General features: G+C 51.7%; 22 protein-coding genes. 9 read left to right on the top strand and 13 right to left on the bottom strand.

Annotated elements, in window-relative coordinates:
• The first annotated feature begins 26 nt into the window (after positions 1-26).
• Together MKY74_RS12860 and MKY74_RS12855 are read left to right on the top strand one after the other, a co-directional pair.
• Positions 27-812, top strand: a complete 786-nt coding sequence (locus tag MKY74_RS12860) for a glucose-1-dehydrogenase (protein WP_076169611.1) — start codon at positions 27-29, stop codon at positions 810-812.
• A 44-nt stretch (positions 813-856) separates the two neighbouring features.
• Positions 857-2,542, top strand: a complete 1,686-nt coding sequence (locus MKY74_RS12855; RefSeq protein WP_076169151.1) for a glycoside hydrolase family 13 protein — start codon at positions 857-859, stop codon at positions 2,540-2,542.
• Between the two features lie 104 nt (positions 2,543-2,646).
• On the opposite strand, the gene MKY74_RS12850 is transcribed toward MKY74_RS12855, so the two are convergent.
• Positions 2,647-3,525, bottom strand: a complete 879-nt coding sequence (locus MKY74_RS12850; RefSeq protein ID WP_076169612.1) for a sigma-70 family RNA polymerase sigma factor — start codon at positions 3,523-3,525, stop codon at positions 2,647-2,649.
• A 211-nt stretch (positions 3,526-3,736) separates the two neighbouring features.
• Between MKY74_RS12850 and MKY74_RS12845 the strand changes: the two genes are divergently transcribed.
• On the top strand, positions 3,737-4,162 hold the full coding sequence (locus tag MKY74_RS12845; RefSeq protein ID WP_076169152.1) for a VOC family protein: 426 nt from the start codon (positions 3,737-3,739) through the stop codon (positions 4,160-4,162).
• A gap of 163 nt (positions 4,163-4,325) precedes the next feature.
• Here MKY74_RS12845 and MKY74_RS12840 read toward each other — a convergent pair whose 3' ends face one another.
• A complete protein-coding gene (locus MKY74_RS12840; protein ID WP_143811823.1) occupies positions 4,326-4,961 on the bottom strand; it encodes a CBO0543 family protein in 636 nt (211 codons plus the stop codon).
• 121 nt (positions 4,962-5,082) lie between these two features.
• Here MKY74_RS12840 and MKY74_RS12835 point away from each other — a divergent pair, with 121 nt between their 5' ends.
• Complete coding sequence (locus MKY74_RS12835) at positions 5,083-5,868, top strand: hypothetical protein (protein WP_076169153.1); 786 nt, start codon at positions 5,083-5,085, stop codon at positions 5,866-5,868.
• The gene (locus MKY74_RS12830) at positions 5,868-6,365 is read left to right on the top strand and encodes a hypothetical protein (RefSeq protein ID WP_341012256.1); all 498 of its coding nucleotides are present in this window, start codon (positions 5,868-5,870) and stop codon (positions 6,363-6,365) included. Before MKY74_RS12835 ends, MKY74_RS12830 begins: the two co-directional genes overlap by 1 nt.
• Here MKY74_RS12830 and MKY74_RS12825 read toward each other — a convergent pair.
• Positions 6,360-7,289 (bottom strand): phosphotransferase family protein, encoded by a 930-nt coding sequence (locus MKY74_RS12825; protein WP_076169154.1) that lies wholly within the window; start codon positions 7,287-7,289, stop codon positions 6,360-6,362. The genes MKY74_RS12830 and MKY74_RS12825 overlap by 6 nt on opposite strands.
• Before the next feature lie 268 nt (positions 7,290-7,557).
• Here MKY74_RS12825 and MKY74_RS12820 point away from each other — a divergent pair, with 268 nt between their 5' ends.
• Positions 7,558-9,105, top strand: coding sequence for an MFS transporter (locus MKY74_RS12820; RefSeq protein ID WP_076169155.1), 1,548 nt, complete (start codon positions 7,558-7,560; stop codon positions 9,103-9,105).
• A 75-nt stretch (positions 9,106-9,180) separates the two neighbouring features.
• Here the strand turns inward: MKY74_RS12820 and MKY74_RS12815 are convergent, their stop codons facing one another.
• Together MKY74_RS12815 and MKY74_RS12810 are read right to left on the bottom strand one after the other, a co-directional pair.
• Positions 9,181-9,978, bottom strand: a complete 798-nt coding sequence (locus MKY74_RS12815) for a TetR/AcrR family transcriptional regulator (protein WP_076169156.1) — start codon at positions 9,976-9,978, stop codon at positions 9,181-9,183.
• Positions 9,979-10,116: 138 nt separating this feature from the next.
• The gene (locus tag MKY74_RS12810; RefSeq protein ID WP_076169157.1) at positions 10,117-10,923 is read right to left on the bottom strand and encodes an AraC family transcriptional regulator; all 807 of its coding nucleotides are present in this window, start codon (positions 10,921-10,923) and stop codon (positions 10,117-10,119) included.
• 253 nt (positions 10,924-11,176) lie between these two features.
• Here MKY74_RS12810 and MKY74_RS12805 point away from each other — a divergent pair, with 253 nt between their 5' ends.
• Complete coding sequence (locus MKY74_RS12805; protein ID WP_167372858.1) at positions 11,177-13,753, top strand: Ig-like domain-containing protein; 2,577 nt, start codon at positions 11,177-11,179, stop codon at positions 13,751-13,753.
• 107 nt (positions 13,754-13,860) lie between these two features.
• Here the strand turns inward: MKY74_RS12805 and MKY74_RS12800 are convergent, their stop codons facing one another.
• From MKY74_RS12800 to MKY74_RS12785, 4 genes are all read right to left on the bottom strand, one after another.
• On the bottom strand, positions 13,861-14,421 hold the full coding sequence (locus MKY74_RS12800) for a sugar O-acetyltransferase (RefSeq protein ID WP_076169158.1): 561 nt from the start codon (positions 14,419-14,421) through the stop codon (positions 13,861-13,863).
• Position 14,422: 1 nt separating this feature from the next.
• Entirely contained in the window at positions 14,423-15,655 is a 1,233-nt protein-coding gene (locus MKY74_RS12795) for an MFS transporter (RefSeq protein ID WP_076169159.1), read from the bottom strand.
• Between the two features lie 11 nt (positions 15,656-15,666).
• Entirely contained in the window at positions 15,667-16,698 is a 1,032-nt protein-coding gene (locus MKY74_RS12790; RefSeq protein WP_076169160.1) for an ROK family protein, read from the bottom strand.
• Between the two features lie 202 nt (positions 16,699-16,900).
• Positions 16,901-17,500, bottom strand: a complete 600-nt coding sequence (locus MKY74_RS12785; protein WP_076169161.1) for a TetR/AcrR family transcriptional regulator — start codon at positions 17,498-17,500, stop codon at positions 16,901-16,903.
• A 95-nt stretch (positions 17,501-17,595) separates the two neighbouring features.
• Here MKY74_RS12785 and MKY74_RS12780 point away from each other — a divergent pair, with 95 nt between their 5' ends.
• A complete protein-coding gene (locus MKY74_RS12780) occupies positions 17,596-18,321 on the top strand; it encodes an SDR family oxidoreductase (protein WP_076169162.1) in 726 nt (241 codons plus the stop codon).
• 131 nt (positions 18,322-18,452) lie between these two features.
• Here MKY74_RS12780 and MKY74_RS12775 read toward each other — a convergent pair whose 3' ends face one another.
• The 4 genes from MKY74_RS12775 to MKY74_RS12760 form a co-directional block, all read right to left on the bottom strand.
• Positions 18,453-19,445, bottom strand: coding sequence for a phosphotransferase enzyme family protein (locus tag MKY74_RS12775; protein ID WP_076169163.1), 993 nt, complete (start codon positions 19,443-19,445; stop codon positions 18,453-18,455).
• Positions 19,446-19,515: 70 nt separating this feature from the next.
• A complete protein-coding gene (locus MKY74_RS12770) occupies positions 19,516-20,142 on the bottom strand; it encodes a hypothetical protein (RefSeq protein WP_076169164.1) in 627 nt (208 codons plus the stop codon).
• A gap of 148 nt (positions 20,143-20,290) precedes the next feature.
• Positions 20,291-21,145, bottom strand: coding sequence for a class I SAM-dependent methyltransferase (locus tag MKY74_RS12765; protein ID WP_076169165.1), 855 nt, complete (start codon positions 21,143-21,145; stop codon positions 20,291-20,293).
• Positions 21,146-21,361: 216 nt separating this feature from the next.
• Positions 21,362-21,880 carry a DinB family protein gene (locus tag MKY74_RS12760; RefSeq protein WP_076169166.1) on the bottom strand — a complete coding sequence of 173 codons (519 nt, stop codon included), beginning with the start codon at positions 21,878-21,880 and terminating at the stop codon, positions 21,362-21,364.
• Between the two features lie 126 nt (positions 21,881-22,006).
• Between MKY74_RS12760 and MKY74_RS12755 the strand changes: the two genes are divergently transcribed.
• Positions 22,007-22,951 (top strand): helix-turn-helix transcriptional regulator, encoded by a 945-nt coding sequence (locus MKY74_RS12755; protein ID WP_076169616.1) that lies wholly within the window; start codon positions 22,007-22,009, stop codon positions 22,949-22,951.
• The last annotated feature ends 56 nt before the right edge of the window (positions 22,952-23,007 follow it).

Genomic DNA, 23,007 nt, shown 5'->3' with positions numbered 1-23,007 from the left:
TGATGGGACGACAGGAGGGAATGATTGTGTACAAGGATCTTGAAGGCAACACAGCCATTATTACCGGAGCTTCTTCCGGCATCGGACGGGCAATGGCGCTGAGGTTCGGTCGGGAAAAGATGAATGTGGTCATTAACTACCGCAGCGGGAAGCAGGAAGTGAATTCGATCGTACAGGAGATTGAACAAAGCGGCGGTCAAGCGATAGGCGTGTACGGCGATGTCACCCGTGAAGAGGATGTTAAAAAGCTGGTAGCCGCCGCGCATGAGCATTTCGGCTCGCTGGACGTCATGGTCAACAACGCGGGCATCGAAAACGAAGTCCCCTCGGAGGACTTGACGCTGGAGGACTGGCGCAAGGTGCTGGACGTGAATCTGACCGGAGCATTCCTCGGCTGCCGCGAGGCGATCGATTACATGCTGGAACACGGGATCAAGGGACGGATCATCAACGTTTCGAGCGTGCACGAGATGATTCCGTGGCCCCATTTCGTGCATTATGCCGCGAGCAAGGGCGGGATCAAGATGATGACGGAGACGCTGGCGCTGGAATTTGCGCCGAAGGGAATCCGCGTCAACAGCCTCGGTCCCGGTGCGATCGATACGCCGATCAATGCCGCCAAGTTTTCCGATCCCGCCGCCAAAGCAAGCGTTGAGGCGCTGATCCCGCTCGGGTATATCGGCAAGCCGGAGGAAATCGCGGCTGCAGCCGCCTGGCTGGCCTCCTCCGAATCCAGTTATGTTACGGGCATTACCCTGTTTGCGGATGGCGGGATGACCAAATACCCCGCTTTTCAAGGGGGACACGGTTAATTCCCGTACAACCCATTTCATGCACGGACAGGAGGAATGCGCACATGAACGAAACCTGGTGGAAAGAAGCCGCCGTGTACGAGATTTATCCCGTCAGCTTCATGGATACCAATGGAGATGGCAAAGGCGACCTTCGCGGAATCATGTCCAAGCTGGATTATTTAAAGGACCTCGGGATCGATGTCATTTGGATCTGCCCGATTTACGAGTCTCCCGGCAAAGACAACGGATATGACATCAGCGACTACTACGCGATCAATCCTGAATTCGGCACGATGGAGGATTTCGATGATTTGCTGCAAGAAGCCCATGCCAGAGGAATGAAAATCATGATGGACCTCGTGCTGAACCATACCTCCGACCAGCATCCCTGGTTTAAGGAATCGAAATCGTCGACCGACAACCCCAAGCGAAGCTTTTATATTTGGCGCAAAGGGGTCAACGGCCTGTACCCGAACAACTGGGAGTCCTATTTCAGCGGCTCGGTGTGGGAGATGGATCCGGAGACGGACGAATACTATATGCATCTGTATTCTAAGCATCAGCCGGATTTGAACTGGAGAAACGAAGAAATGGTACATGAATTGTACCAAATGATCCGGTGGTGGCTGGAAAAAGGCGTGGACGGCTTCCGCTTTGATGCCATCGCCCACATCGTAAAGGCGAAAGGACTGCCGGATGCCGACAATCCCCAGCATCTCCCTGTCGTGAGGGCGTACCAGCTATTTTCCAACCTGGAAAAAGTCCATTTTATGCTCAAAAAGCTGAACAAGGAAGTGCTGATGGACTACGACATCATGACCGTCGGCGAAACCTCGGGACTCGGCCCGGAGCAGGCTTTGGAGTATGTGGGAGACCAGCGCCATGAGCTGAACATGGTGTTTCAGTTCGAACATATGACGCTGGACTCCGCCTCAAACGGCACCGGTAAGTGGGAATCCCGAGCGTGGACGCTGCTGGAACTCAAAAAAGTGATGAGCCGTTGGCAGACTACACTGCATAACCAGGGCTGGAATGCGAACTACCTCGGCAATCATGATCAGCCCAGAGCCGTCTCAAGGTTCGGCAATGACAAGCAGTACCGCGTCCAATCAGCCAAAATGCTGGCGACCTTCATGCTCACCCTGGAAGGGACGCCATACATTTACCAAGGCGAAGAAATCGGGATGACCAATGCAGCCTTTGACCAAATCGGCGACTACCGGGACGTGGAAACCTTGAATTACTATGAGCAGTCCCATCTTCAAGGCAAGCCGATCGACCAGACGATGCAGGCCATCCAGGCGAAGAGCCGGGATAACGCCCGCACCCCGATGCAGTGGGACGACGGGCCTCAAGCCGGCTTTACAACCGGCGAACCTTGGATCAAGGTCAACCCCAATTATACCGATGTAAACGTGGCTTCGGCGATGAAGGACCCGGATTCCATTTATCATTACTACAAGCGGATGCTCTCCCTGCGTAAGACCCATAAAGCGTTGATCTACGGAGAGTACAAGCTGCTGCTTCCATTGGATCCGGATCTCTATGTTTACACCCGTACGCTGGAGCAAGATACCATCCTGGTCATCCTTAACTTTTTTGATGATACGCCGGTCATGGAATGGCCGAAAACGCTGCGGGGCATGTCGCGAGACCTGCTGATCAGCAATTACGATCTGCCGCCTGACGCGGAAGGAGACCGCATTGAGCTGCGCCCCTATGAAGCCAGAGTATACCGGTTGTCCTGACCGGGGTTTGGGAACAAAAAAAGGCACCCGCTGCAAGCCTTACGGCTGCAAACGGTGCCTTTTCCTTGCTTCAAATGATCTTTTCTCCGTGTTCTTTATACCCGTTAATCGTTCAACAAGGCCAGGTCAAGCTGACGCAGGCGCGCCGGATCGGCAATCATTTCGATTTCGGTGATTTTATCATTCTTTACCGTAAATACGAGTACGAACAGGATTCGATCAAGCGGACCTATAACGGCGCCTACGGAACCGTTCACGAGCACAGGCTGGGCGCCTTGGGCACGGCCGGCGAATTGCTTGGCCGCAGCTTGCGAACCATGAACAACCGGCGCGTTTGCGGCCGGCGGAAATGCCGGATCGTTTCGTGTCACGACATTCGGGTCCAGGATAAAGAGAAGTTTCTCAAAATCTCCGGCGCGCGATGCAGCAAGGAATGCATCCACCAGCTCCCGTTTGCGCCTGAGCTCTTCTTCTCTCGAAGCCGATTCATCCCCTTTCACCCGTTGACGTGCACGGCTGGCAAGCTTTCTGGCAGCCGCCTCGTTTCTCCCCAGGATGGAAGCGATATCCGCGAAAGACATGCCGAAAATATCGTGCAGCACGAACGCGATTCGTTCGGCGGGACTTAATTTTCCCAAGACCACAAGCATGGCATGCCCCACAGCATCGGCCATCAGCGCTTCATACTCCGGGTCGCTTCCGTCACGGAAGTGGGTAACCGGCTCTGGTGCACGATCCATCGTCAGATCCTCATGCCGTGATTTACGGGCTCGGAGCATATCCAAACAGACCCGCGAGACGATCGTCGTCATCCATCCCCCGATATTTTCCACGCAGGTCGTATCCGAACGGCTAAGACGTATCCATGACTCCTGTACGGCGTCATCCGCCTCATTCTGTGATCCCAGTATTCGGTAAGCCACAAACTGAAGGTGATTCCGATGCGATTCGAATTGTTCTGCAAGCCCGTCGTGATCGTTCACGCGCCCCAACCCTTCCTTTTCCTTATTACTCATATGTCGTAAGAAATCTAACGGATGTGACCGAAATCGTAAAAAAATTGCAAAAATATTTTTTACCTTTAACGGTCACGTTTCCCTGCCGGTGAACGACATGGGTAGTGAAGGGAATCCCGCTGCCCAATAAAAGGTCCGTCGGTATCCCGGTAAAAAACATGTACAGGAGATGATTGCTGTGAGCACGAGTTTAATCCCTTTTATTGAAATGAATGGTCAAGCAAATGAGGCTATCGATTTTTACGTCAAAGCGCTGGAAGCCAAGGTTGTCTATGCACAGCGGCTGGGCGATTTACCGGAAGATCCGGAGTCCCCGCTGCCGCCGGAGAAAAAGGACTGGATATCCTTTGCGGTCTTGGTCATCGGCGAATCGCAGCTCCAACTGTCCGACCTTGTTACCGGCAGCAGCTACCAGAAGGGCTCGCCAGTGACCATCGTTGTGCAAACTGATGACAAAGATCAGGCCGCCCGATACTTTGACGCCTTGAAACAGGGCGGTCAAGTGAACACGCCGCTTGAAGCCAGCTTCTTCAGTCCCGCTTACGGCAATGTAACGGATCCATTCGGCATTACATTCCGGATTCTTGCCAAAGGACAACAGTAATCTATGCGCACAGCTCTCCCTTTTCACGAAGGTTAAGCTAACCGGTTTCAGAAAGTGGAATCGTATAACAAATCATAAAATAACGCATCGAATCCGCCTTCGATGCGTTATTCAGTCTATCAATATTGTATCCTGGAACTAAAAGCGGGCTCAATGCCCTCTTTTAGTTCGCAGGTTTTTGTTGTGATCGGTTTGCCCTGGATAGCATGAACTCCAGCGACCACTTAACAAAACAGGCTTTAGCTATATATAGCGGGAACGAATAAATCGATTTCCAATGGTCCATGTCATAAATATCAATCCAGACAAAGAAAGGCTCTGCAATGAAGGCAGCTCCTAGGGCCAGTATGACGTTGGCAACAAAGAATGACTTCCAACTTCTGAAATACTGATAGATCAACATATGAATGACAGGCAATACGGAGTAATCAATCGGGCTTAAGCGAGGAATCAGCCTGAAGACTTGATGAGGGTAAGACCATAATCCGAGCTCACTTCCAATATCATCCAGAAGAACAATAACGATGGTTATTGCAAACCCGTAAAGTAAAATATCCTTCAGTCTTGATTTATCGACCACTTTCCACCAAATGATCCATGGCACAATCAAAAGCACCAACAAAAACCACCATTGAATCGAGAACAGGTCATGGCGATAATAATACAGTCTTCTCATTTCAGTAAGTTTACGATCTACATCTTTGATTTCTTCAAAGGAAGGATATCGGTCTGACAAAAGTAATGCAGCTCCTTTTTTTGCACCATTCATCGTCCATGGATTGACCTTAAACTTCCCCAAAGTAATCCCGCTAATTCCATGTCTTCTTTAAGCCAATCGCGTTATATCTCCCAAAGAAGAATAATCTTTCGCCAATTGACAAAAAATTCGATTACACTGTATTCCATTGGAGCGTTGAAAAGTGGATAACTTTAGAGCCAAATATAGAAATCGTTATTATCATGCCTTTGTCACGACGTTCGGCACCATCCAGCTACACCAGCGTAATCCCCTGGTCGTAGCGTTATGGTCCGTAGCATTTCCTGGATTCGGCCACATCTTATTACACAAATTCATTTCCGGCTTTGCATTGTTTTTTTGGGAATTTTATATCAACCAAAAGACTCAGCTGAATACGGCCATTGTGTATTCTTTTAACGGAGATATCGCCCACGCAAAGGCTGTATTAAATGAAAAGTACATATATCTCTATATCCCCGTTTATTTATTTGCCATATGGGACAGTTACCGGACCACAGTCGATATCAATAAGATTCACCTGCTGGCGAAAAGGGAAAATGCCAAATACCCGAATTTTTCGATGAGCCCCTTCGAGGTCAATTATCTGGACAAGAAAAAGCCATGGATTGCGTTAGTCTGGGCAATGACAATTCCAAGTCTTGGACAACTATATATTCATCGAATCTTAGCTGCTGTTCTGACGCTTGTTATGACTATGATGATTGTCATTCAGTCCAATATGATCGAAGCGCTGCATTACGTTTTGCTGGGAGACTTCCCGAAATCTAGAGAAGTGATTGGAGTTCAGTGGTTCCTTTACTTCCCCTCGGTCTATTTCTTTACCATGTATGATTCTTACACGAATGCCGTAGAGCTGACAAAACTGTTTGATTGGGAACAAGCCGATTATTTGAAAGAAAACTATCAGCCGCAAAATTTTGTACTGCATAAGGGAGAAAAAGTCTAATGGGAATCCAGTTTTTCTCTACATTTCAGCATTCACACTACGTTGAGCTGGCTATAAGCAAGCTTAAGGAAAACGAGGTCGTCCAGATTTACGCTGTACCCCTGGATAATCGTTCGATGGATATGAAGTTGGTTGATACGATGCATGGTACGGACGGAACCTCGTTAATCGATATCGGGCTTATCCTAGCCATGATGGGCGGGACCATTGGGGTATCCAGAGGATTTGTTCTCCATTGGGGTCCGGTCTATTGGGGGCTAATCGGAGCGGCTGTGGGATTTGCTGTTGGCTTTGTTTACGATTTGATCAAAAACCTTGTGAAACGAAAAAAGATCCGAACGGTCAAGAAAACTGCCGGTGAAGTGATATTGATCGTCCAATGCAGAGCGGAGCAAGCCCCGTTTGTTGAACAGACACTGTGGGGGAACAGGGCACTCGGAGTTGCCAAAACACAAATGCAAACCGTTCCATCCGAGCCCGCTACAACAGACTTATGATTTGTCCAAGCCCAGAAGGAAGTTGCGTGTATATTCGTAAGCGTCGGTCCATCCCATTTTGGCATAGAAGCGAAGTCCGTCCAGTCCTTTGAAGTAATAAGCGCCCTTTAATCTCTCATTGAAATCGGGAATGACGATTCCGGCTTGCGCTTGATGGTCCTGATAAGCCTGTACGACGTTGTGCCCGTCCATGTGCCGGTCCAAAATGGCCAGATCCACAAGAAAGTCGCCGTAAGCGCAGTTGCAATCCAGAATTCCCGTAATCCGGCTGCCGTCAGACAAGATGTTCCACTGGTGAAAATCCCCATGTATAAAATAGCGGTACGGTTCGTTAAAGTGTGAATAAGCCGTTAACCGGCTGTAAATTTCATCGAATACCTCTTTCTCCAAACAGGAGGTATGGAATAAGGCGTACCAATTCTCCCAGAAGCTGCCCGTTTGGTCTTCCGCATAGACGGATTCCCAATAATCCTTCCAGGTTGGGAACGCACCGTCACCGCCCGCCCCGATCCAGCCGTATCCACGGGCTCCACCCAGGTCAATATGGTTCAAGTGCGTCAAAATCCGAATAAGCTCCGGAAGCCGGCGGCGCTGCTCCTCAGCCGAAAAATCCGCCAGATTGCGGCCTTCTATCTTTTCCAAAATGGAATAATCCAAATTCCCTGTCTTTCCATGTCCGATGCACCGGGGGAAAGGTATGCCCTGGCTGGACAGCAGATCCGATACGAAGATTTCCGATTGGTACGCCCCCTCCAGGTCGCTGAACTTGATCACGTACCCTTGACCTTCATGGTTAAAGGAAAAAACGCGGCTTAAGTTCCCCCCTTGCAGCGGCGTGATTTCTACCGCTCCATCACCCAGATGCTCACTGATCATCTCCTCGACCAAAGTGATGTCCACGATTGGTTTTTCGTATTCGGTCATGCCGTCCGCCTCCCTTTCACTTCCATATCGTTCGATCGGTTACCAGCGATTCCGGATTGAACCCATTATATCCCGGATTGTCTCATAGAAAAATGGGGTCGGGCAATAAAAATATGGTTTATCATGCGGCTCTTCAATGCTCCATAGAGCTCCGCCCGTACCCGTGAAAAAAATACATTTCTTTTGTGTTGACCATATACTGTTTATATAATATACTGTTTTTAAAAGTTACTGTTTATACAATAAACAATAAGGAGAGGGATTTTAAATGAGCATTTCAACCCCCGCAGCAGCCAAATTGGCCGGCCGCAAAGAATGGATCGCGCTTTGCATCCTTTGTCTCCCGCTGATGGTCGTCTCGATGGACGTGTCCGTCCTGTTCTTCGCGGCACCGGCCATTGCCGCGGATCTACTGCCGACCGCCACCCAGCAATTATGGATTTTCGACGTTTACGGCTTCATCCTCGCCGGGCTGCTGCTGACGATGGGCGCCGTCGGCGACCGGATTGGACGGCGGCGCCTGCTGATGATCGGTTCCGTCGGATTCGCCCTAAGCTCTTTGTTCGCAGCGTACGCCCAGTCGGCCGAAACGCTGATCCTGGCCCGCGGGATACTGGGGATCGCCGGTTCGACCCTCATGCCGTCGACGCTGGCGCTCGTCCGCACGATGTTCCAGGACCCGGCACAGCGGACGAAGGCGATGGCCATTTGGAGCGCCGTCATGGCGGGCGGCGTCACCGTCGGGCCGATTATCGGCGGCCTGCTTCTCAACTCTTTCTCCTGGGGATCCGTGTTCCTCATCAATATCCCTGCCATGGTCCTGCTGCTCATCATCGCGCCGTTTTTGCTGCCGGAGTCCCGCAGCACGGCAAAAGTCAAAGTCGATGTATTCAGCTCAACACTCGCGCTCGCCGCGATCCTTCCCGTGACTTACGGCGTGAAGACGCTGGCGGAAGACGGCTGGGCCATCCTTCCCGCTGCACTGCTTGCCGCAGGCTTGCTCATCGGCATTCTGTTCGTACGGCGCCAGTTGACCATCTCTAATCCGCTGCTCGATATCCGTGCGCTGATGGAGCGGCGGACCGGCGGTTCGATCCTCGTAAACTTTATCGCTACGTTTACGCTCATGGCCAGCTCGCTCATCAATACCCAGTTCCTCCAGTCGGTTCTTGGATACTCCCCGTTCGTCGCTTCCCTCTGGAGCGTGGCGCCTTCTGTGGTGGTCGGGGCAGCGGCACCGATTGCCGGTAAACTGTCGCAAATCTACGGAAGACCGCGCGTCATGGCCGGCGGCTTTCTCCTGTCGGCAGTCGGATTCGGCGTACTGACCCAGGTCCGCCTGGAAGGCTTCTCGCCGCTGACCGTGCTGCTCGTCGGCGCCGCCTTGGTCGCCGCGGGCATCGTATCCGTCATGACCCTCGTCACCGATTATGTCGTAGGCGTCGCTCCGGCCGATCGAGCAGGAGCCGTCGGCGGCCTCATTGAAACGTCCAACGAGCTCGGAGGCGCATTCGGCATCGCGCTCCTCGGCTGCGTCCTTGCGGCCATTTACCGCCACGCGGTCACCCCGTTCCTGCCCTCAGGACTCGCGCCGGATGCGGCCCAGGCAGCAGGGCAGACCATTGCTGGCGCATCGGCCGCCGCCCTGCATTTACCGGCGGATGCTGCGGCGCAGATCATGAAGGCTTCCCGTGAAGCGTTTATCACCGCCATGCACGCCACCTGCCTGATCTCCGCCGTCATCCTGCTCCTGGCCACCGCAGTCACGCTCGGAATGCTTCGCGAACAGAAGAAGGCCGTCCACACCGCTGCGTAAGATCAGCGCAAGTGAAATGAATAAAGGCTGCTTCCAAGGAATTATCCCTGGAAGCAGCCTTTTTTAGCGGCAGCTTTATTTGTGTATGCTGCCGCTAATTTTCCGGTTCAAATACTGTTCAATCCCGTCCAGCAACCGCTCCAGCCCGAATTCCAAATCATCGCCTACCGTATTTTCGGCCTCGTTCTCGCCCGAATAAACCCCGGACATGACGATCGGGTACAGGTTCGGATATTGTTCAGGCTTCACCAGCGTCTGAAGCGCCACCGAATAATTGATTCCGCTGAACTCCTCCTCGCTCGAACCCGCCTGAACGGCCCGGTCGATGTCGCGCTGGAGCATCCCGCAATGACGGGCATAGCCGCTCAGCAGAAGAACGATCGACATTTTCTCGAAATCGTCCAGAGGCATGTCCCGCAGCGGCCGGAGCGCCCAATCGACGATCCGTAAATTGTTAGGCGTGATCGGAATGCCGAGGATCGGAATATCCCCATACCATGGATGTTTCCGAAAAATAGCGACCGTTCCGAGTACATACTCGCGCATACTCTCCCGCCATTCATGCGGGGGACGCTCAGGAGTCAGCGGAATATCGCATGCCGCATCCTGCATGAGGATGAGCAGGTCGTCTTTGCTTGGGATATAACGATAAAGGGACATCGCCGTAAAACCGAGCGCCGACGCGATCCGGTTCATCGAAACGGCGGCGAGGCCGTCCTGGTCCGCGATTTCAATCGCCTTCGACACGATCTGGTCGATGCTCATCTCCCGCTTGGGCCCCCGCTGTGGAGGCTTCACCAGTCCCCAGCTCAGCGCTGCGCCGGCAGGAAGCATCTTCGCCGCTTCTTCCGGTGTCACTTCTTCATTACTCATCAGATCTACCCCCTAGTCGTCCTAAGCCATTATGCGCCCAAAAAAATGTATATACCATAAACAGTATATCACATTTGACTGCATTTTAAAAAGTCACGGGAGTCATTCCCCCATACTTCTGTCCCCCGCCTTTTTCACTCACCGGGCCGATTCGTTCTTAGGCATCCCCTCCAGGAGGCTTCGGCGAAATTCGTTCGGAGTCATGCCGTATTCCTTTTTGAAGACGCGGTAAAACGAACGCAAGCTGTTGAAGCCGGAGTCAAACGCAATCTCGGTGACCGGATCGGCGGTGGACAGCAGCAGCATGTGGGCGTAGGCGGCCCGCTGACCGTTGATATAATCGCGGAACGAGACGTGAAACTGCTCGGAGAAAATTCGAGAAATGAGGAACTTGCTGATCCCGAGTTCTTTGGAAAGCGTGTCCAAGTTGATGGCCTCCAGAAAATGAAGGTCGATATAAGCAAGGATCTTTTGGAAGAGATCCATATCTTTTGTGTAATCCACCCTTTTCAGGGACAGCAGCGGCAGCACATGCCCTAATAATACCGAAATGTATGCCTTGAGCAACCGGCTGTCGCCAGGTTCGCGATACAGCTTGTACAAGCTGGTCAGGGTGCCTGATACGACCGGATGTTTGTGGACGACCGGGTGGTCCGGAACATAATGAAGCAAATCTCCTGTGTAATCCCCCGGAAATGAAGCGTCAAAGAAGATCAGCAGGATTTGGCTGTGGTCAATGGTTTGATAGCCGTGCGGCTGATTAGGGAAAATGATCGCCATGTCCCCTTCGGACAGGACGTACTCTTGTTGATCGATGTGGACACGGATGTCGCCGGACAGGACCATAGCAATTTCGACGTTTTTATGCAGATGCAGAGGATAGGTATTGTTGGTGGAAATGAATAAATGAAACTGCGGGTCCCTGTGCTGGTATTTGATTTTCATTGCGATCCCCCGTTTCGGTCTGATGTGAACCCTGGCAGCCAAGCTTGGTTTGTTATGAAAAAGATAATATGGATGTCTGTATCTGCACAAGCACCGGGCGCAACTTCTGGCACAAAAAAATTCGTTTTTGGCAGGTAAAAGCAGCCTAAAAGATTTAAAGTTAGAGCAGTAAGCGGCTCCATGGAGCGGAGAAACGCAGCATTCCACCGGGCTTCCTGCTCCATTTGCCGTTGAAGGGAGGAAGTGTGATCGAATGACAAATCGAACAGTAAGGGGTGCATTTATGTTACACGGCAAGCGGATGAAACAGAAGAACAAAGGAATGAAAAGCATGGCTGTTGTGTTGAGTATTATGGTAGCGTTTCCATTTGTGGGAATGCCGCATTCCGGTTCGGTTTCGGCCCAGTCGGCGGATGAGCAGAAGTTTGCGGGCGCATCGATTCCCGCTTTTCCGGGCGCGGAAGGCGGCGGGGCTTATACGAGCGGCGGCCGTGGGGGCGACGTCTATATCGTCACGACCTTGGAAGATTACGGCGCCAACGAAAAGGCGGTCCCGGGATCGCTTCGCTACGGGATTATGTCCACGCCGAAAGAAGGCCGCACGATTGTTTTTAACGTATCCGGTACGATCGAGCTGGAAAGCTCCCTGCTGTTCAAAAACATTAAAAACCTGACCATCGCCGGGCAAACCGCGCCAGGCAACGGCATTACCCTCGCAGGTTGGGACACCAACATCAGCAACTCGGAGAACATCATCCTCCGGTATCTCTCCTTCCGGCCGGGGGCGACCAACGTGTACAACGGCAGCGATTCGATGGATGCGCTCTGGGGCAGAGACAATAACTATTTTATCATTGACCACTGCTCCTTCAGCTGGAATACCGATGAAACGCTGTCGCTGTACAGGGGCGAAAATGGCACCGTCCAATGGTCCCTCATTTCGGAGAGCCTCACCCTGTCCGGGCATTCCAAAGGCAGACACGGCTACGGCGGCATCGCCGGCGGAGACAAAACGACGTTCCATCACAATCTGTATGCCAGCCACACTTCCCGGAATCCAAGGCTCGGCGGCGGGTATGCCGGCGCGGCGGATGCCGATCACGTGGCGGTCGTGCAGCTCTCCAACAATGTGATCTATAACTGGGGCTTTAACGGCACCTATGGCGGAGGGTTCACCTTTACGAATTATATGAACAATATCGAAATCGCCGGTCCAGGCACACGGGATAATGTAACTGACCGTGTCATCGATGCGGGCGAATCCAAAAAGCTTGGCGGCTTCTACATCGCCGGGAACCGGATCAACGGCAAGCTGACGGGATGGCTCGACGGCTCGTCCCCATTGGTGAAAAGCTCCGGTGACGCCAGCGGAGACCAGCCGACGTCTTTTGCGTCCAAACCGTATCTCTCTGCGGACAGCACGGGAGTCAATCACGGGGTGACCAATCCGGCGTTTGACGATTATGTGCAGCATGGCGTGGAAAAAGCGAACGAGCCGCTACTGAAGGCCATTTTGGAGAAGGCGGGAGCCACCTACCCGCGCCGCGACGCCATCGACGCAAGAATCGTCGCGGAAGTGGAGCAGGGCCTCGGCAGATATATCAACACCGAAAATGAGGTTGGCGGGTATGTCACCCCATTCGGCGTGATCGAGGAGCAGCACGGCGCCGATTTTGATACGAATCGGAACGGAATCGACGACCAATGGGAAAAGAAAAACAACATCTGGGGCATTCAAGATGCCTATAAGACGGTAACCGGCACGGGCTACACCTGGCTTGAGCTGTACCTCAACAGCCTGGCCGACATGGACCATGCGGCCGAAAATCCGGATGCCACGCTTGCGGCGCCGCTGAACAATGCGCAGTTTGCACTGGGAGAGGACATTGAGGTCAGCGTCAAAGCCTCCTCCAAATTCGGCAATAAAATCAACAATGTGGCCGTATACAACGGATCGCAGTACCTTGGAGAAGCGGTGAAAAAAGGCGGCGCCTATGTGTACACCATCAAGGGCCTTCAGGATGCTTCCTACAATATTTCCGCCAGAGTGACGGACACGGACGGAAATGCGACCCAAACGACCGCAGCCACCATCCATGTCAATACGGCCCCTCGTACGCTGGCTGATGCAGGCTGGGCATCGGCCGATATCGGCCGCCCGGATATTAAAGGAACCGGAAGTCTGACGGACGGCGTAATCACCGTTAAAGGCAACGGCAAGCTGGGAACGAGCGAAGGAAGCACCGAGCAATCGCCGGAAAACGATGCTGCGAAAGACGATTTTCATTTTGTATATAAGGAAATGACCGGAGACATGGAATTCACCGCGAAGCTGGAAGCCATCGGAGCCGTTGACAATCATGCCTTTACCGGACTGATGATCCGTGATGATTTGCAGGATAACAGCGCCACTGCAGCCCTTGGATTATCCTGGGTGAAGCTGTCCAAAGAAACAAGCTGGTCGGCTTATCTGACGGGTAGAGATCAGCAGGGCTCAGGCTTTGATCCTTTGACCGAAACATTGGACAGCGCATCCAGCGCGCAGGAAGCCGGTATTCAGCTGGTTCCCGACATTCCGTTCAAAATCGGCGGCGTCGAGCAGGGCTACTGGCTTAAGCTCGGCCGGAATGGCAACACCTTCTACGCCTACGGATCGACGGACGGCAAGGAATGGAAGCCGATCGGTCAGAGAACCATCGCGATGCAGGATTCGGTCTATGTCGGTTTTGCCGTGGACAGCAACGATGTGGCCAATGCGATCGAGCAATTAAACTTTGCCAAATTCTCGAATGTGAAACTCGAGGATCACTTTGCTCCCATAAGCAACTAAGCTTAAATAGGGCGGGATGTGTGGTCCCTCTGAGATAACCCTTTTTCCGGTATGTAAAAATCGCCCGGCGGCCGTTTTCCGCACGGGCGATTCTTTTTTATTACAACTTAGGCTTCGATCGTTTTAATGACTTTCGCCGGGTTGCCTCCCACGATCGTGTTGTCCGGAACATCCTTGGTCACGACCGCTCCGGAAGCGATGACGACGTTGTTGCCGATCGTTACGCCCGGGTTGATGACCGCCCTCCCGCCGACCCATACATTGTCACCGATCGTTACGGGTTTGCCGTATTCCGGTCCCTTGATCCTTTCATACGGATCCACCGGGTGAGTCGCGGTATAGACGTGAACCCCGGGACCAAACAAGCAGTTGTCCCCGATCCTCACTTCGCACACATCCAGGATGGTACAGTCAAAGTTGGCGTAGAAGTGTTCACCGACGTGAATATTGTAGCCGTAGTCAAAGCGGATGTTAGGCTCCATCGCCAAGAAGTTCCCGGTTGAGCCCAGCAGCTCCTTCAGGATTTTCAGCCGCAATGCTTCATCCGTTTCGGTCGTCTGATTGTACATGCGGGTCATTTGCCGGGCATATGCCCGCTCCCGCGTCAATTCAGGGTCGGCAGCGACGTACAATTCGCCGTCCAGCATCTTTTGTTTTTCTGTTTTCATCTCAGGAGTGAAGCCCCCTCTCATCTTGATGTAATGTTTGGTGCAGCTGCACGGGCTTGGCTGCTCTAGACAGAGAACCTGCGATCCCAATGCCGATCAGCACTGCGATCAGTGCGTGCAATAACCCGAAATGCTCTCCAAGGAACCCCAGCGCAGGCGGGCCCACCAGAAAAGCGATGTAGCCTGTGGTCGCCACGGCTCCGACTCTTGCGGCAGCGCCTTGAGGATCATCTCCCGCCGCCGATAGACCGACCGGAAAACCAAGGGAAGCTCCAAGTCCCCACAGGACAACGCCTATGGAGGCCACAACGTCATTCGGACCCCAGATCACCAGCGATAACCCCAAAATGGCCGCCACGGCGCATCCGGATAACACCGGCACCCGGCCATAACGGTCCAGAACCCATCCGCCCGTAAACCGTCCCAGCGTCATCGCCGCAACGAACAATCCGTAAATAAATGAACCTGTCAGCGAGCTCACCCCGTAGCCATCCACCATGGTGAGCGGCAGCCAGTCATTGGCGGAACCCTCGGCAAACGCCATGCCCAAAACGATGATTCCAATCAGCAAGGTGCGCCTCTCCGTCCACATCTTTAACTGCTGCTGAATCGCCGATCCTTTAGGTGCTCCAGCACCCGCCGGTTCCTTCCCAGACTCCTCAGGCAGGTATCGCCAGCTATAGAGCACTGCTGCCGCCATAATTAAGGCAAGGATCGTGAAATGGACCATCACCTGAAGATGGATGGCGACCGCGGCGGCGCCGAGTGCTGCGCCCACAAGCGTCCCCACACTGAAAAAGCCGTGTAACGCCGGTAAGAGCGTCCGGTTCAACGCCTTTTCCGCGGCCGAACCCTCCACATTAAGCGCAACCTCCGCCGTACCATAGCCGCCGCCGAAAATAATCAGGCCGATAATAACTACGGGTACCGAAGCCAGCGACGTACCGATTCCCGCAACGACGAAGCCAACCACAATCAGCAAAGAGCTGATCAGGATGACAAATCGTGCGCCTTTCCGGGCTACGATCGAACCTGACGTAAGCAGACCGAACAAAGAACCGGCGGCAATCGCAAATATAATCATGCCCATCCCGGCGGTGGAGACTTGAAGCGTGTCCCGAACGTCAGGCGTGCGGGAGACCCATGACGCAAAGGATAGACCCGGCAGGGCAAACAGCAGAAACAGAATATTCCGGACCGTTCCCGGATGCGGTTTACTTTTCACAGATGTCATTGGGCTGACCCTCACCTCCGCTTCTCTACCAATTGCAGGGAATAAGCCAGGCTTTCCAACGTCATGGTCGTCAGCCCGTACATGTAGTCCTCATCCGGATGCTCCAGCAGCGCCAGCTGCGGCATATGCATCTCCGGGATATACTTCAGGCATTCCTGGCGGATCAGATGGATATCATCTGCCTGTACCAGACTTCCCGTCAGGGCGATCGTCTCCGGGTTCATGACCGCTATCAGGCTGGACACCGCATGCGCAGCCAGGGAATGGAAGGTCTCCCGGTCGTGCAGCTGCCGCAGCTGCTCCGCCTGCGAAATACCATACGGTAAAAAGGCGATCTCTCCGGCAAAGCGGGTATTCCCCCGATGAATATGCCCATCGACGATTAGCCCGGCGCCCGGCAAGCTCCCTTCGAGAAACGTTGCGACTGCAATCGACTTCTCGCTGTCATATTCCTGCTTCCGGTAAAAACCGTACACGGTCGAATTCATGTCGTTCTCCAGAATGACCTCGATCCCGTGTTTGTCGCGAATGATCGCCTCCAGCGGGGCATGAATCAGTTCAGGTATATCGCTGACATTGATCACGCCCTGATAAACCGCACCCGGGACACCGATCCCAACCGCCCGGATTTGCGGGTATTGGGAGATGAGCCCGTCGATCAGTTTCTCAATCGCTGCTACATCGATCCGGCCCGCTTCCTGCTGCCCCTCCTCTACCGCTTCACCGGCCAGGTTAGCAACCCTGTACGTGAGGGAGTGCACCTTCACGCCGGCCCGGATGATCACGCAGGCGATATAAGCATAGTTCACATTATATTGATACAGTCTAGCCGGACGGCCGCCGCTCGATTCCTCTCGATCCAGCTCGAGCAGTTCACCGGTCTCCAGCATTTCGTTCAGAATGCTGCCGCAGGTCGCCACGCTTAATCCGGTCATTTGTGCCACCATCGACTTGGTACCCTGCTTCATCGATTTGAGCGCTTGCCGCACGAGCTCCTGATTCATCTTTTTGACTCGCATCGTATTGTGCGTCACGGGATTCATTGCCGCTACCCTCCCCTTTTAAACTTATTAAAATACTTTTAATAAGTAATAACATAAATGATTTTGCTGTATCTGTCTACCCATTGATCCTGATCGGGTGCTAAAGCTGGATGACCTTTTACCAAGACACGGGACGCTGCAAGTAATTAACGCCATGCAAAAAAAGCCGACCGATTTTTAAAATCAGCCGGCAAATTTATTTTTAGTTCTTCGGACGCGGGGAATCGAATAAGTACGATACGAGGTTATCCACAAAAGGATCTTCCAGGGTCGAATGCCGGTTCAGAAGCCGATACCACATCGGTCCATAACACAAGTCCGCGATAAGCTCCAAGTCTGTATCCCTGGGCAATTCGCCACGCTGCTGTCCCCGCTCCAACAACCGAATCAAGGCTGCTCTGCGCGAAAAGATAAAGTTGTCACGAAAGACTGCGGCAAATTCAGGGTTAAATTGGGCTTCCGCCATCAAACTGCATACGATTTCATCCTTTCCTTCTATCAGGGAACGGAAGGTCCGCTTTAAATATTCAAGCACATCGCTCTTGAGATGGCCTGAATCCGGCAGGCCGATCTCCGTGTCCGCGTGCAGTTTCAGCGCCTCCATTACGATAAAAGGAACGCCAGGCCACCAACGGTATAACGTAGGCTTTCCTACACCAGCCTCTTTTGCGATTTTTTCCATCGTTAAGCTCGGGTACCTGCCCGATTTGAGAAGGTCAAGAGTCGCCTTCATCACGGCTTCATACGCTTTTTGGCTTCTTGGCCGACCTACAGCTGTTGTTTTGTCTTGCTCAGTATCCATGATAGCTCCCTCAAAATAATTTATTTACAGAACGTTACGTAATATATTATAATTCAAACCAGAACTTCAATCAAGCACAGTGAGGAGTCGATCCAATGGAACAATCTTTAAAAGGTCAACGTGTCATTATTATGGGTGGAACATCAGGAATGGGGCTGGCATCAGCCCGGTTGTTGGTCGAATTGGGTGCTGACGTCATCGTCACGGGGCGGGATCAGGCCAAGTTGGAGACCGCTCTTCAACTTCTGGGGTCTGGCGCTAAAGGAGAGCAGCTTAATGCAGCTTCTTACGAAGATCTGAAATCTTTTTATGAACGTCAAGGAAGCTTTGATCACCTGGTCATTGCGGTCTCGGGGGCTAAAGGTGGCGGAAACTTCCGTGAACTCTCGCTCGATGAATTGCGCAGCGGCTTCGATGCCAAGTTTTGGCCGCAAGTGACGTCTGCCCAGCTCAGCCTGAATACGTTGAGCGGCAGCGGCTCGATCACCTTCCTCACTGCGATTTCGGCCCGTTCCCATGCGCCAGGCAATGCCGGACTCGCTGCGATTAACGCCGCCCTGGAGTCTATGGTTCCCATATTGGCACAAGAGCGGGCACCTGTACGCGTTAACGCTATATCTCCTGGTGTCGTGGATACGCCTTGGTGGAATTGGCTGCCGAAAGATCAAAAAAACGCCGCGTATGAATTTTACAAAGAGCAGGCCCCGGTTAACAGAATAGGCCAGCCGGAGGATATTGCCAAAGCGGTCCGTTACTTAATCGATAACACGTTTGTGACCGGAACCGTGCTGGAGGTGGACGGCGGGCTGCGACTTCGGTAGCACCGATGCATCCGACAACGTCCTCATCATGGAATCATGAGTATTTCTTGTGACGCTGAACAGGCTGCCGTTATGAAGCGGCAGCCTGAGTGCTAACTTTCGATGCACAAACATAAATGATTTTTGATCATTTAAAAGAACTCGTCGATTAATGACATTCCATTCGTGATCCGCATCTGACTATCCTGCAAAAAGTCGCGGGTCCAATCGTCCGGTTCACGTAAATCCCAGCTCCGGTGCATACCGACGAATACAATGATTTCACGCAGTCTAAGGAAGAGCGGCAGAAGGTCTTTCCAGCCATCAGGCATAGTACGCCCATCCGCGGTATAGCCACGCACGAAATGTTTGATAAAAAGTTCATACTGCGCCTTCCGTTCGGATTTCGAATCTTCACCAAAAACATACAGCAAGTAATATAGCTGAACGGCGATGTCTTCGACATACCAGCTGTACTGGCATTCGTCGAAGTCGAAAAGTGTGATTCCTCCAGCTTCATCCACCATAAAATTCCCGACATTCATATCCCCGTGGATCAAACCAAATTGATCCTCTGCAGATGGCAGGACAGCCAGCTGTGCTTTAAGCTCATCCAGGGCCTGAAGAATCGGTTGATGCTCTGAGGGCAGCACATTTTTGGCCTGCAAGAGGTATTCATTAGACTTCCAAGTATGTCTTCTGAGCGTTGGGTTATAACGCTTCGACAGTTCGTGAAGATGTCCGGTGATGCGTCCGCATTGTTCATAAAGCAATGCATTTCCTAAGCACTCCGGATATCCAATCTTGCGACCAACCGCGTGCCTGAATGACGTTACATAGAAATCAATCATATTTCCATGCACCTGTTCAATGTCTTTCCCGTCAACTGAAGATACCGGTTCTGAAACAGAAAGTCCATTCGCTGAAAGATAACGAATCCATTCGATCTCAGCCGCAAGTCCTTTCCATGTGCGAAGCGTGCTCGGGGTGAAACGGAGGATATATTTTGAATCGCCCTTCATGTAGGAATAAATAAAGTTCTGAAAGCCGCCGATGAAAGTCAGCTCCTTTGGGCTGACGCCAAACCGGGCGGCACCTTCTGCGGCATGCTCGTTCAGGAACATTAATTTTATTTGGGGGTCCATGAGATCTCCTTGTGAATATAAAGTTTCATAAGATATTAGGAAACACGCTGGAACTTTGCCTTAAAGGTTATTACGCCTCAAACTGTAAGGTGAATACGAGTGCCCACTCCGTTCGGCTTAACGACTCCGTTGAAAGATCCGATGTACGCATGGTATTGGAGCTTGTGGCTTGCATGCCAAACACATGCACGGCCTGATCGGCCGTAAACGAACGCGGCTCCGCATCCTGGATCAATCCTCGGGCCGTCAGCTTTTTGTCCCAAGGGATGTGAAATGTGGCTAAGTCTGTTCCCGAGCGATTAACAATGCCTACCTTAATGGTTGCGGACTCGTCCTTCTCCCCAATGGATACCATATCCGTGGATATGATCACTTCTATTTCGTTATTCTTCTGCTCATCCGGACTGTAAAACACATCCCCTATCCAGCCTATAGAATCTACTCTCTGACCGTCCTTCCAGATGTCTATGTCCAAATTAGCGATCGGCTTGCTTCCTTCATATTTCAGCTTAAATGCACCGGACATCGCCCCGAGGAACGGCTGAAACTTGGCTGCCTCCCCCTTGAACAAATCAACAGGCACCAGCTCTATTTTGGCAGGACTTGCTTCCCCTTCCGGTGCGGTTGTCTCTTTACTCTCTGCAGTACATCCCGTTAAGACGAAAAAGATGATCAATATGCATGCTTTTAAGCGCATGTTACCTCCCCAAAGATGTTCCCATAATTCCAAATTGTACCATAAAATGCGTTATAAATGAGGTTATCCGCGCGGTTAGCGAAAAAAAGCAGCCGATCGTTGGGATCCGCTGCTTTGATTTGCTTCATAGTTTTGGGTGGGTTATCTTTTACACCGTTCCGAAAGTAATTTTCATACCCGCTGCATAGGTGGCCGCTGTTGATGAGGTAAAGAACTCCGACATTGCATTTTCACATTCATATTGTCGGATGGCCTCTTCCATTGACATTTCTCTCTTTAACAGGCTATCAATAAATGCTGAACGCTCCCCCGGGTTACTGAACTGCATAGCTTCATAAATATCGGTACCTATCTTCGCTGTGGGATCATAAATGTTTACTTTATCGCTCATCCGGCATTGGACATTACGTAATCCCAACCGATTGAAATATAAAGGCAGCTTTATTCCGATGTTTCCGTCCTTACCGGTGCGTTTCAAGTCTCGCTCAAACAACTCCTGCAACTGCCCTAATGGAATCACCGTGGACTGATCCATGCCATCCAAGTGGAAACCTGCACTATTTCCGATCCAGTGAGGCTCGAATGCAGCAACTTTTCCTTCGGGTTTGACAGAAGCTTTCATTCTTTTCAGCGTGCAAAGCGGGTCGTTCATATGCAGCAGCACCGCGTGGCATACGGCAAGATCAAATTCCTCATCAAAGCATACCGAGTTAAAATCCGCTGCAATGAACTCCGACCGGTATGGTAGATTTCGAAAGAGCTCTCTTGCGTGCTCTATCAGCTTAACACCGGCATCGACACCGACATATTCCGAACCGGCTGGCAGCAGAGGCAGCAATCGGAGCCCCAAGTGACCAAACCCGCATCCAAAATCTACGATTCGAACGGGATCATCAATGTTCCATACGCGATGAATCAAAAAATCAATATAATCATCGTTATAATACAAGGCAGTAGACCTTTTTAAATACTCGATTTGACCATCCCAATAATATGGCTCCATGAAGGATCTCCCTTAACGTATTTGCGCCGCGGTCGCTTATATAACATACAATCTACCCCAAAAAAGAAATAGACTTATCTTCAATTTTTTTATAAACTATTATGTATCTATGGCTTTTTTAGTAAACCCATTAATGCATGGAACCGGCACACTTTGTGCCGGTTTTTTTATTACTTCTACACTGTTCCATCTGCACATCTATTTTCCGCCTATGCCTCACAACGTCCACGATTTTGACGCCGGTCCGTACAGATCATACATCGAAACCGGGATGCCAAGCTGCTTCATATAGGTAAACATTTGGCCGCGGTGGTGATAGATATGCGTCGTAATCTCGATCAACCATTTGATCTGAACAGAAGGCTGGTGCTTGGCAAAAAAAGGGGCGGTCGATTTGTACAGCAGATCTGCCTCATCCAAGTTGTTCATGTAGTCTTTTAACGCTGAGACTCCGCGATGCATAACCTCTGACAGGGCAGCTGCGTCTTTTACATGCATAACAGACATGACCAGACTTCTAACCTGCTCCATGGGTTGTTCCTGCAAAATGGCCAGTTCTTGCTCGGGGACCTGAACAAGATGGCGGGCAAGCTCGATTAAGCTCCGCATGTTCTCGCGAGGACGATACTCCCAATGCTCCTCCTCAATCATGGAGAGCAGCGAGGCGATTGTCGTGAGCGCCAGCTCCATCTCTTCAAACAGCAAATCCTTGATGCGGGATACTTCCGGATTCATGTCTCTCATCCTTTCTTCGGGCAGAGGATCATTACGAGCATGAATATAACACCTAAATAAGTCAGAACTTGGCTTATTTTATGTGATAATATGGAAGAAAAATATGTGGCGGAGGATGAGCATGTATTGATCAAATCACAGCGCCTGATTCAATTAATGATGGTGATTAACGCCAAAAGGTCGTTTACGGTCAGGGAGCTTGCCGACGAGTTTGGCTTGTCTCCGCGGACGATTACCAGAGATTTACAGGAACTGAGCGAAGTAGGGTTTCCGATCTATTCCGTGCAAGGGCGCGGCGGCGGTTACCGGCTGCTCCAAGAAAGGATGCTTCCGCCGATTGCCTTTTCAGAGAACGAAGCGGTCGCCGTATTTTTTGCCTGCCAATCCCTGCAGTACTTTGGTTCCGTTCCCTTTGACGAGAGTGCGGCTTCGGCGATTCACAAGTTTTATCACTACTTGCCTGCCGATGCGAAAGAGCAGATCGACCGGCTGCGAAATCGGGTGGTGATCTGGAATCCTCATCGGACGATGTCCGCCGACTGCCTCCAGACTCTGCTGCAAGCGATCATGAACGACAGCGTCGTGACTATTGCGTATAAATCCGGCGATGGCGTCACGCAAAGAGATATTCAGCCCATCGGTCTCTATGCGAGCGAGGGATACTGGTATTGTCCGGCCTATTGCTTCCTCCGCCAGACCTACCGGCTTTTCCGCGCAGACCGAATCAGCTTCGCGAGTGTGAACGACGGCTTTCCTGACCGGAAGGATCTGGGCGGACGATCCGTATTCGATTGGATCACACCGGATTTGACCCGCTTTGAGCAGCAGTGCGATTTGATCGTCGATCTAACAGAGGAAGGCGTACGTTCGCTTGAAACCAACGTCTGGTTCAGTTCTCACATAGAAATTCATGAAGATGGAAGAGGTACTTTACGCATGCGGATCCCCGTTCAGAAAATCGAATTTTTCACGGATTTGATTTGGCCCTTAGGGGGAGAAGCAAAGATCGTGGGGCCTGTAGAAGCGGTAGAATATATTCGGCAAAAAATAGATAGGATTACTAAATGCTAATTTTGATCCCATGAGTTAAAAAGAAGGCAGCCGTTCGCACTGACCGGATACCTTCT

This window comes from Paenibacillus sp. FSL R5-0378 (assembly GCF_038009285.1).
GTDB lineage: Bacteria > Bacillota > Bacilli > Paenibacillales > Paenibacillaceae > Paenibacillus_AQ > Paenibacillus_AQ favisporus.
Note: the sequence above shows the minus strand (reverse complement) of the source record. Positions and strands in the feature narration are given on the sequence as shown.

Bases quoted from the DNA above. Each gene is read 5' to 3' on its own strand.
- MKY74_RS12780 (WP_076169162.1), top strand. From the start codon at position 17,596: ATGGAACAATCTTTAAAAGGTCAACGTGTCATTATTATGGGTGGAACA.
- MKY74_RS12815 (WP_076169156.1), bottom strand. From the start codon at position 9,978: ATGAGTAATGAAGAAGTGACACCGGAAGAAGCGGCGAAGATGCTTCCT.
- MKY74_RS12825 (WP_076169154.1), bottom strand. From the start codon at position 7,289: ATGACCGAATACGAAAAACCAATCGTGGACATCACTTTGGTCGAGGAG.
- MKY74_RS12790 (WP_076169160.1), bottom strand. From the start codon at position 16,698: ATGAATCCCGTGACGCACAATACGATGCGAGTCAAAAAGATGAATCAG.
- MKY74_RS12800 (WP_076169158.1), bottom strand. From the start codon at position 14,421: ATGAAAACAGAAAAACAAAAGATGCTGGACGGCGAATTGTACGTCGCT.
- MKY74_RS12810 (WP_076169157.1), bottom strand. From the start codon at position 10,923: ATGAAAATCAAATACCAGCACAGGGACCCGCAGTTTCATTTATTCATT.
- MKY74_RS12795 (WP_076169159.1), bottom strand. From the start codon at position 15,655: ATGACATCTGTGAAAAGTAAACCGCATCCGGGAACGGTCCGGAATATT.
- MKY74_RS12765 (WP_076169165.1), bottom strand. From the start codon at position 21,145: ATGGAGCCATATTATTGGGATGGTCAAATCGAGTATTTAAAAAGGTCT.
- MKY74_RS12830 (WP_341012256.1), top strand. From the start codon at position 5,868: ATGGGAATCCAGTTTTTCTCTACATTTCAGCATTCACACTACGTTGAG.
- MKY74_RS12855 (WP_076169151.1), top strand. From the start codon at position 857: ATGAACGAAACCTGGTGGAAAGAAGCCGCCGTGTACGAGATTTATCCC.
- MKY74_RS12775 (WP_076169163.1), bottom strand. From the start codon at position 19,445: ATGGACCCCCAAATAAAATTAATGTTCCTGAACGAGCATGCCGCAGAA.
- MKY74_RS12770 (WP_076169164.1), bottom strand. From the start codon at position 20,142: ATGCGCTTAAAAGCATGCATATTGATCATCTTTTTCGTCTTAACGGGA.
- MKY74_RS12805 (WP_167372858.1), top strand. From the start codon at position 11,177: ATGACAAATCGAACAGTAAGGGGTGCATTTATGTTACACGGCAAGCGG.
- MKY74_RS12760 (WP_076169166.1), bottom strand. From the start codon at position 21,880: ATGAATCCGGAAGTATCCCGCATCAAGGATTTGCTGTTTGAAGAGATG.
- MKY74_RS12785 (WP_076169161.1), bottom strand. From the start codon at position 17,500: ATGGATACTGAGCAAGACAAAACAACAGCTGTAGGTCGGCCAAGAAGC.
- MKY74_RS12820 (WP_076169155.1), top strand. From the start codon at position 7,558: ATGAGCATTTCAACCCCCGCAGCAGCCAAATTGGCCGGCCGCAAAGAA.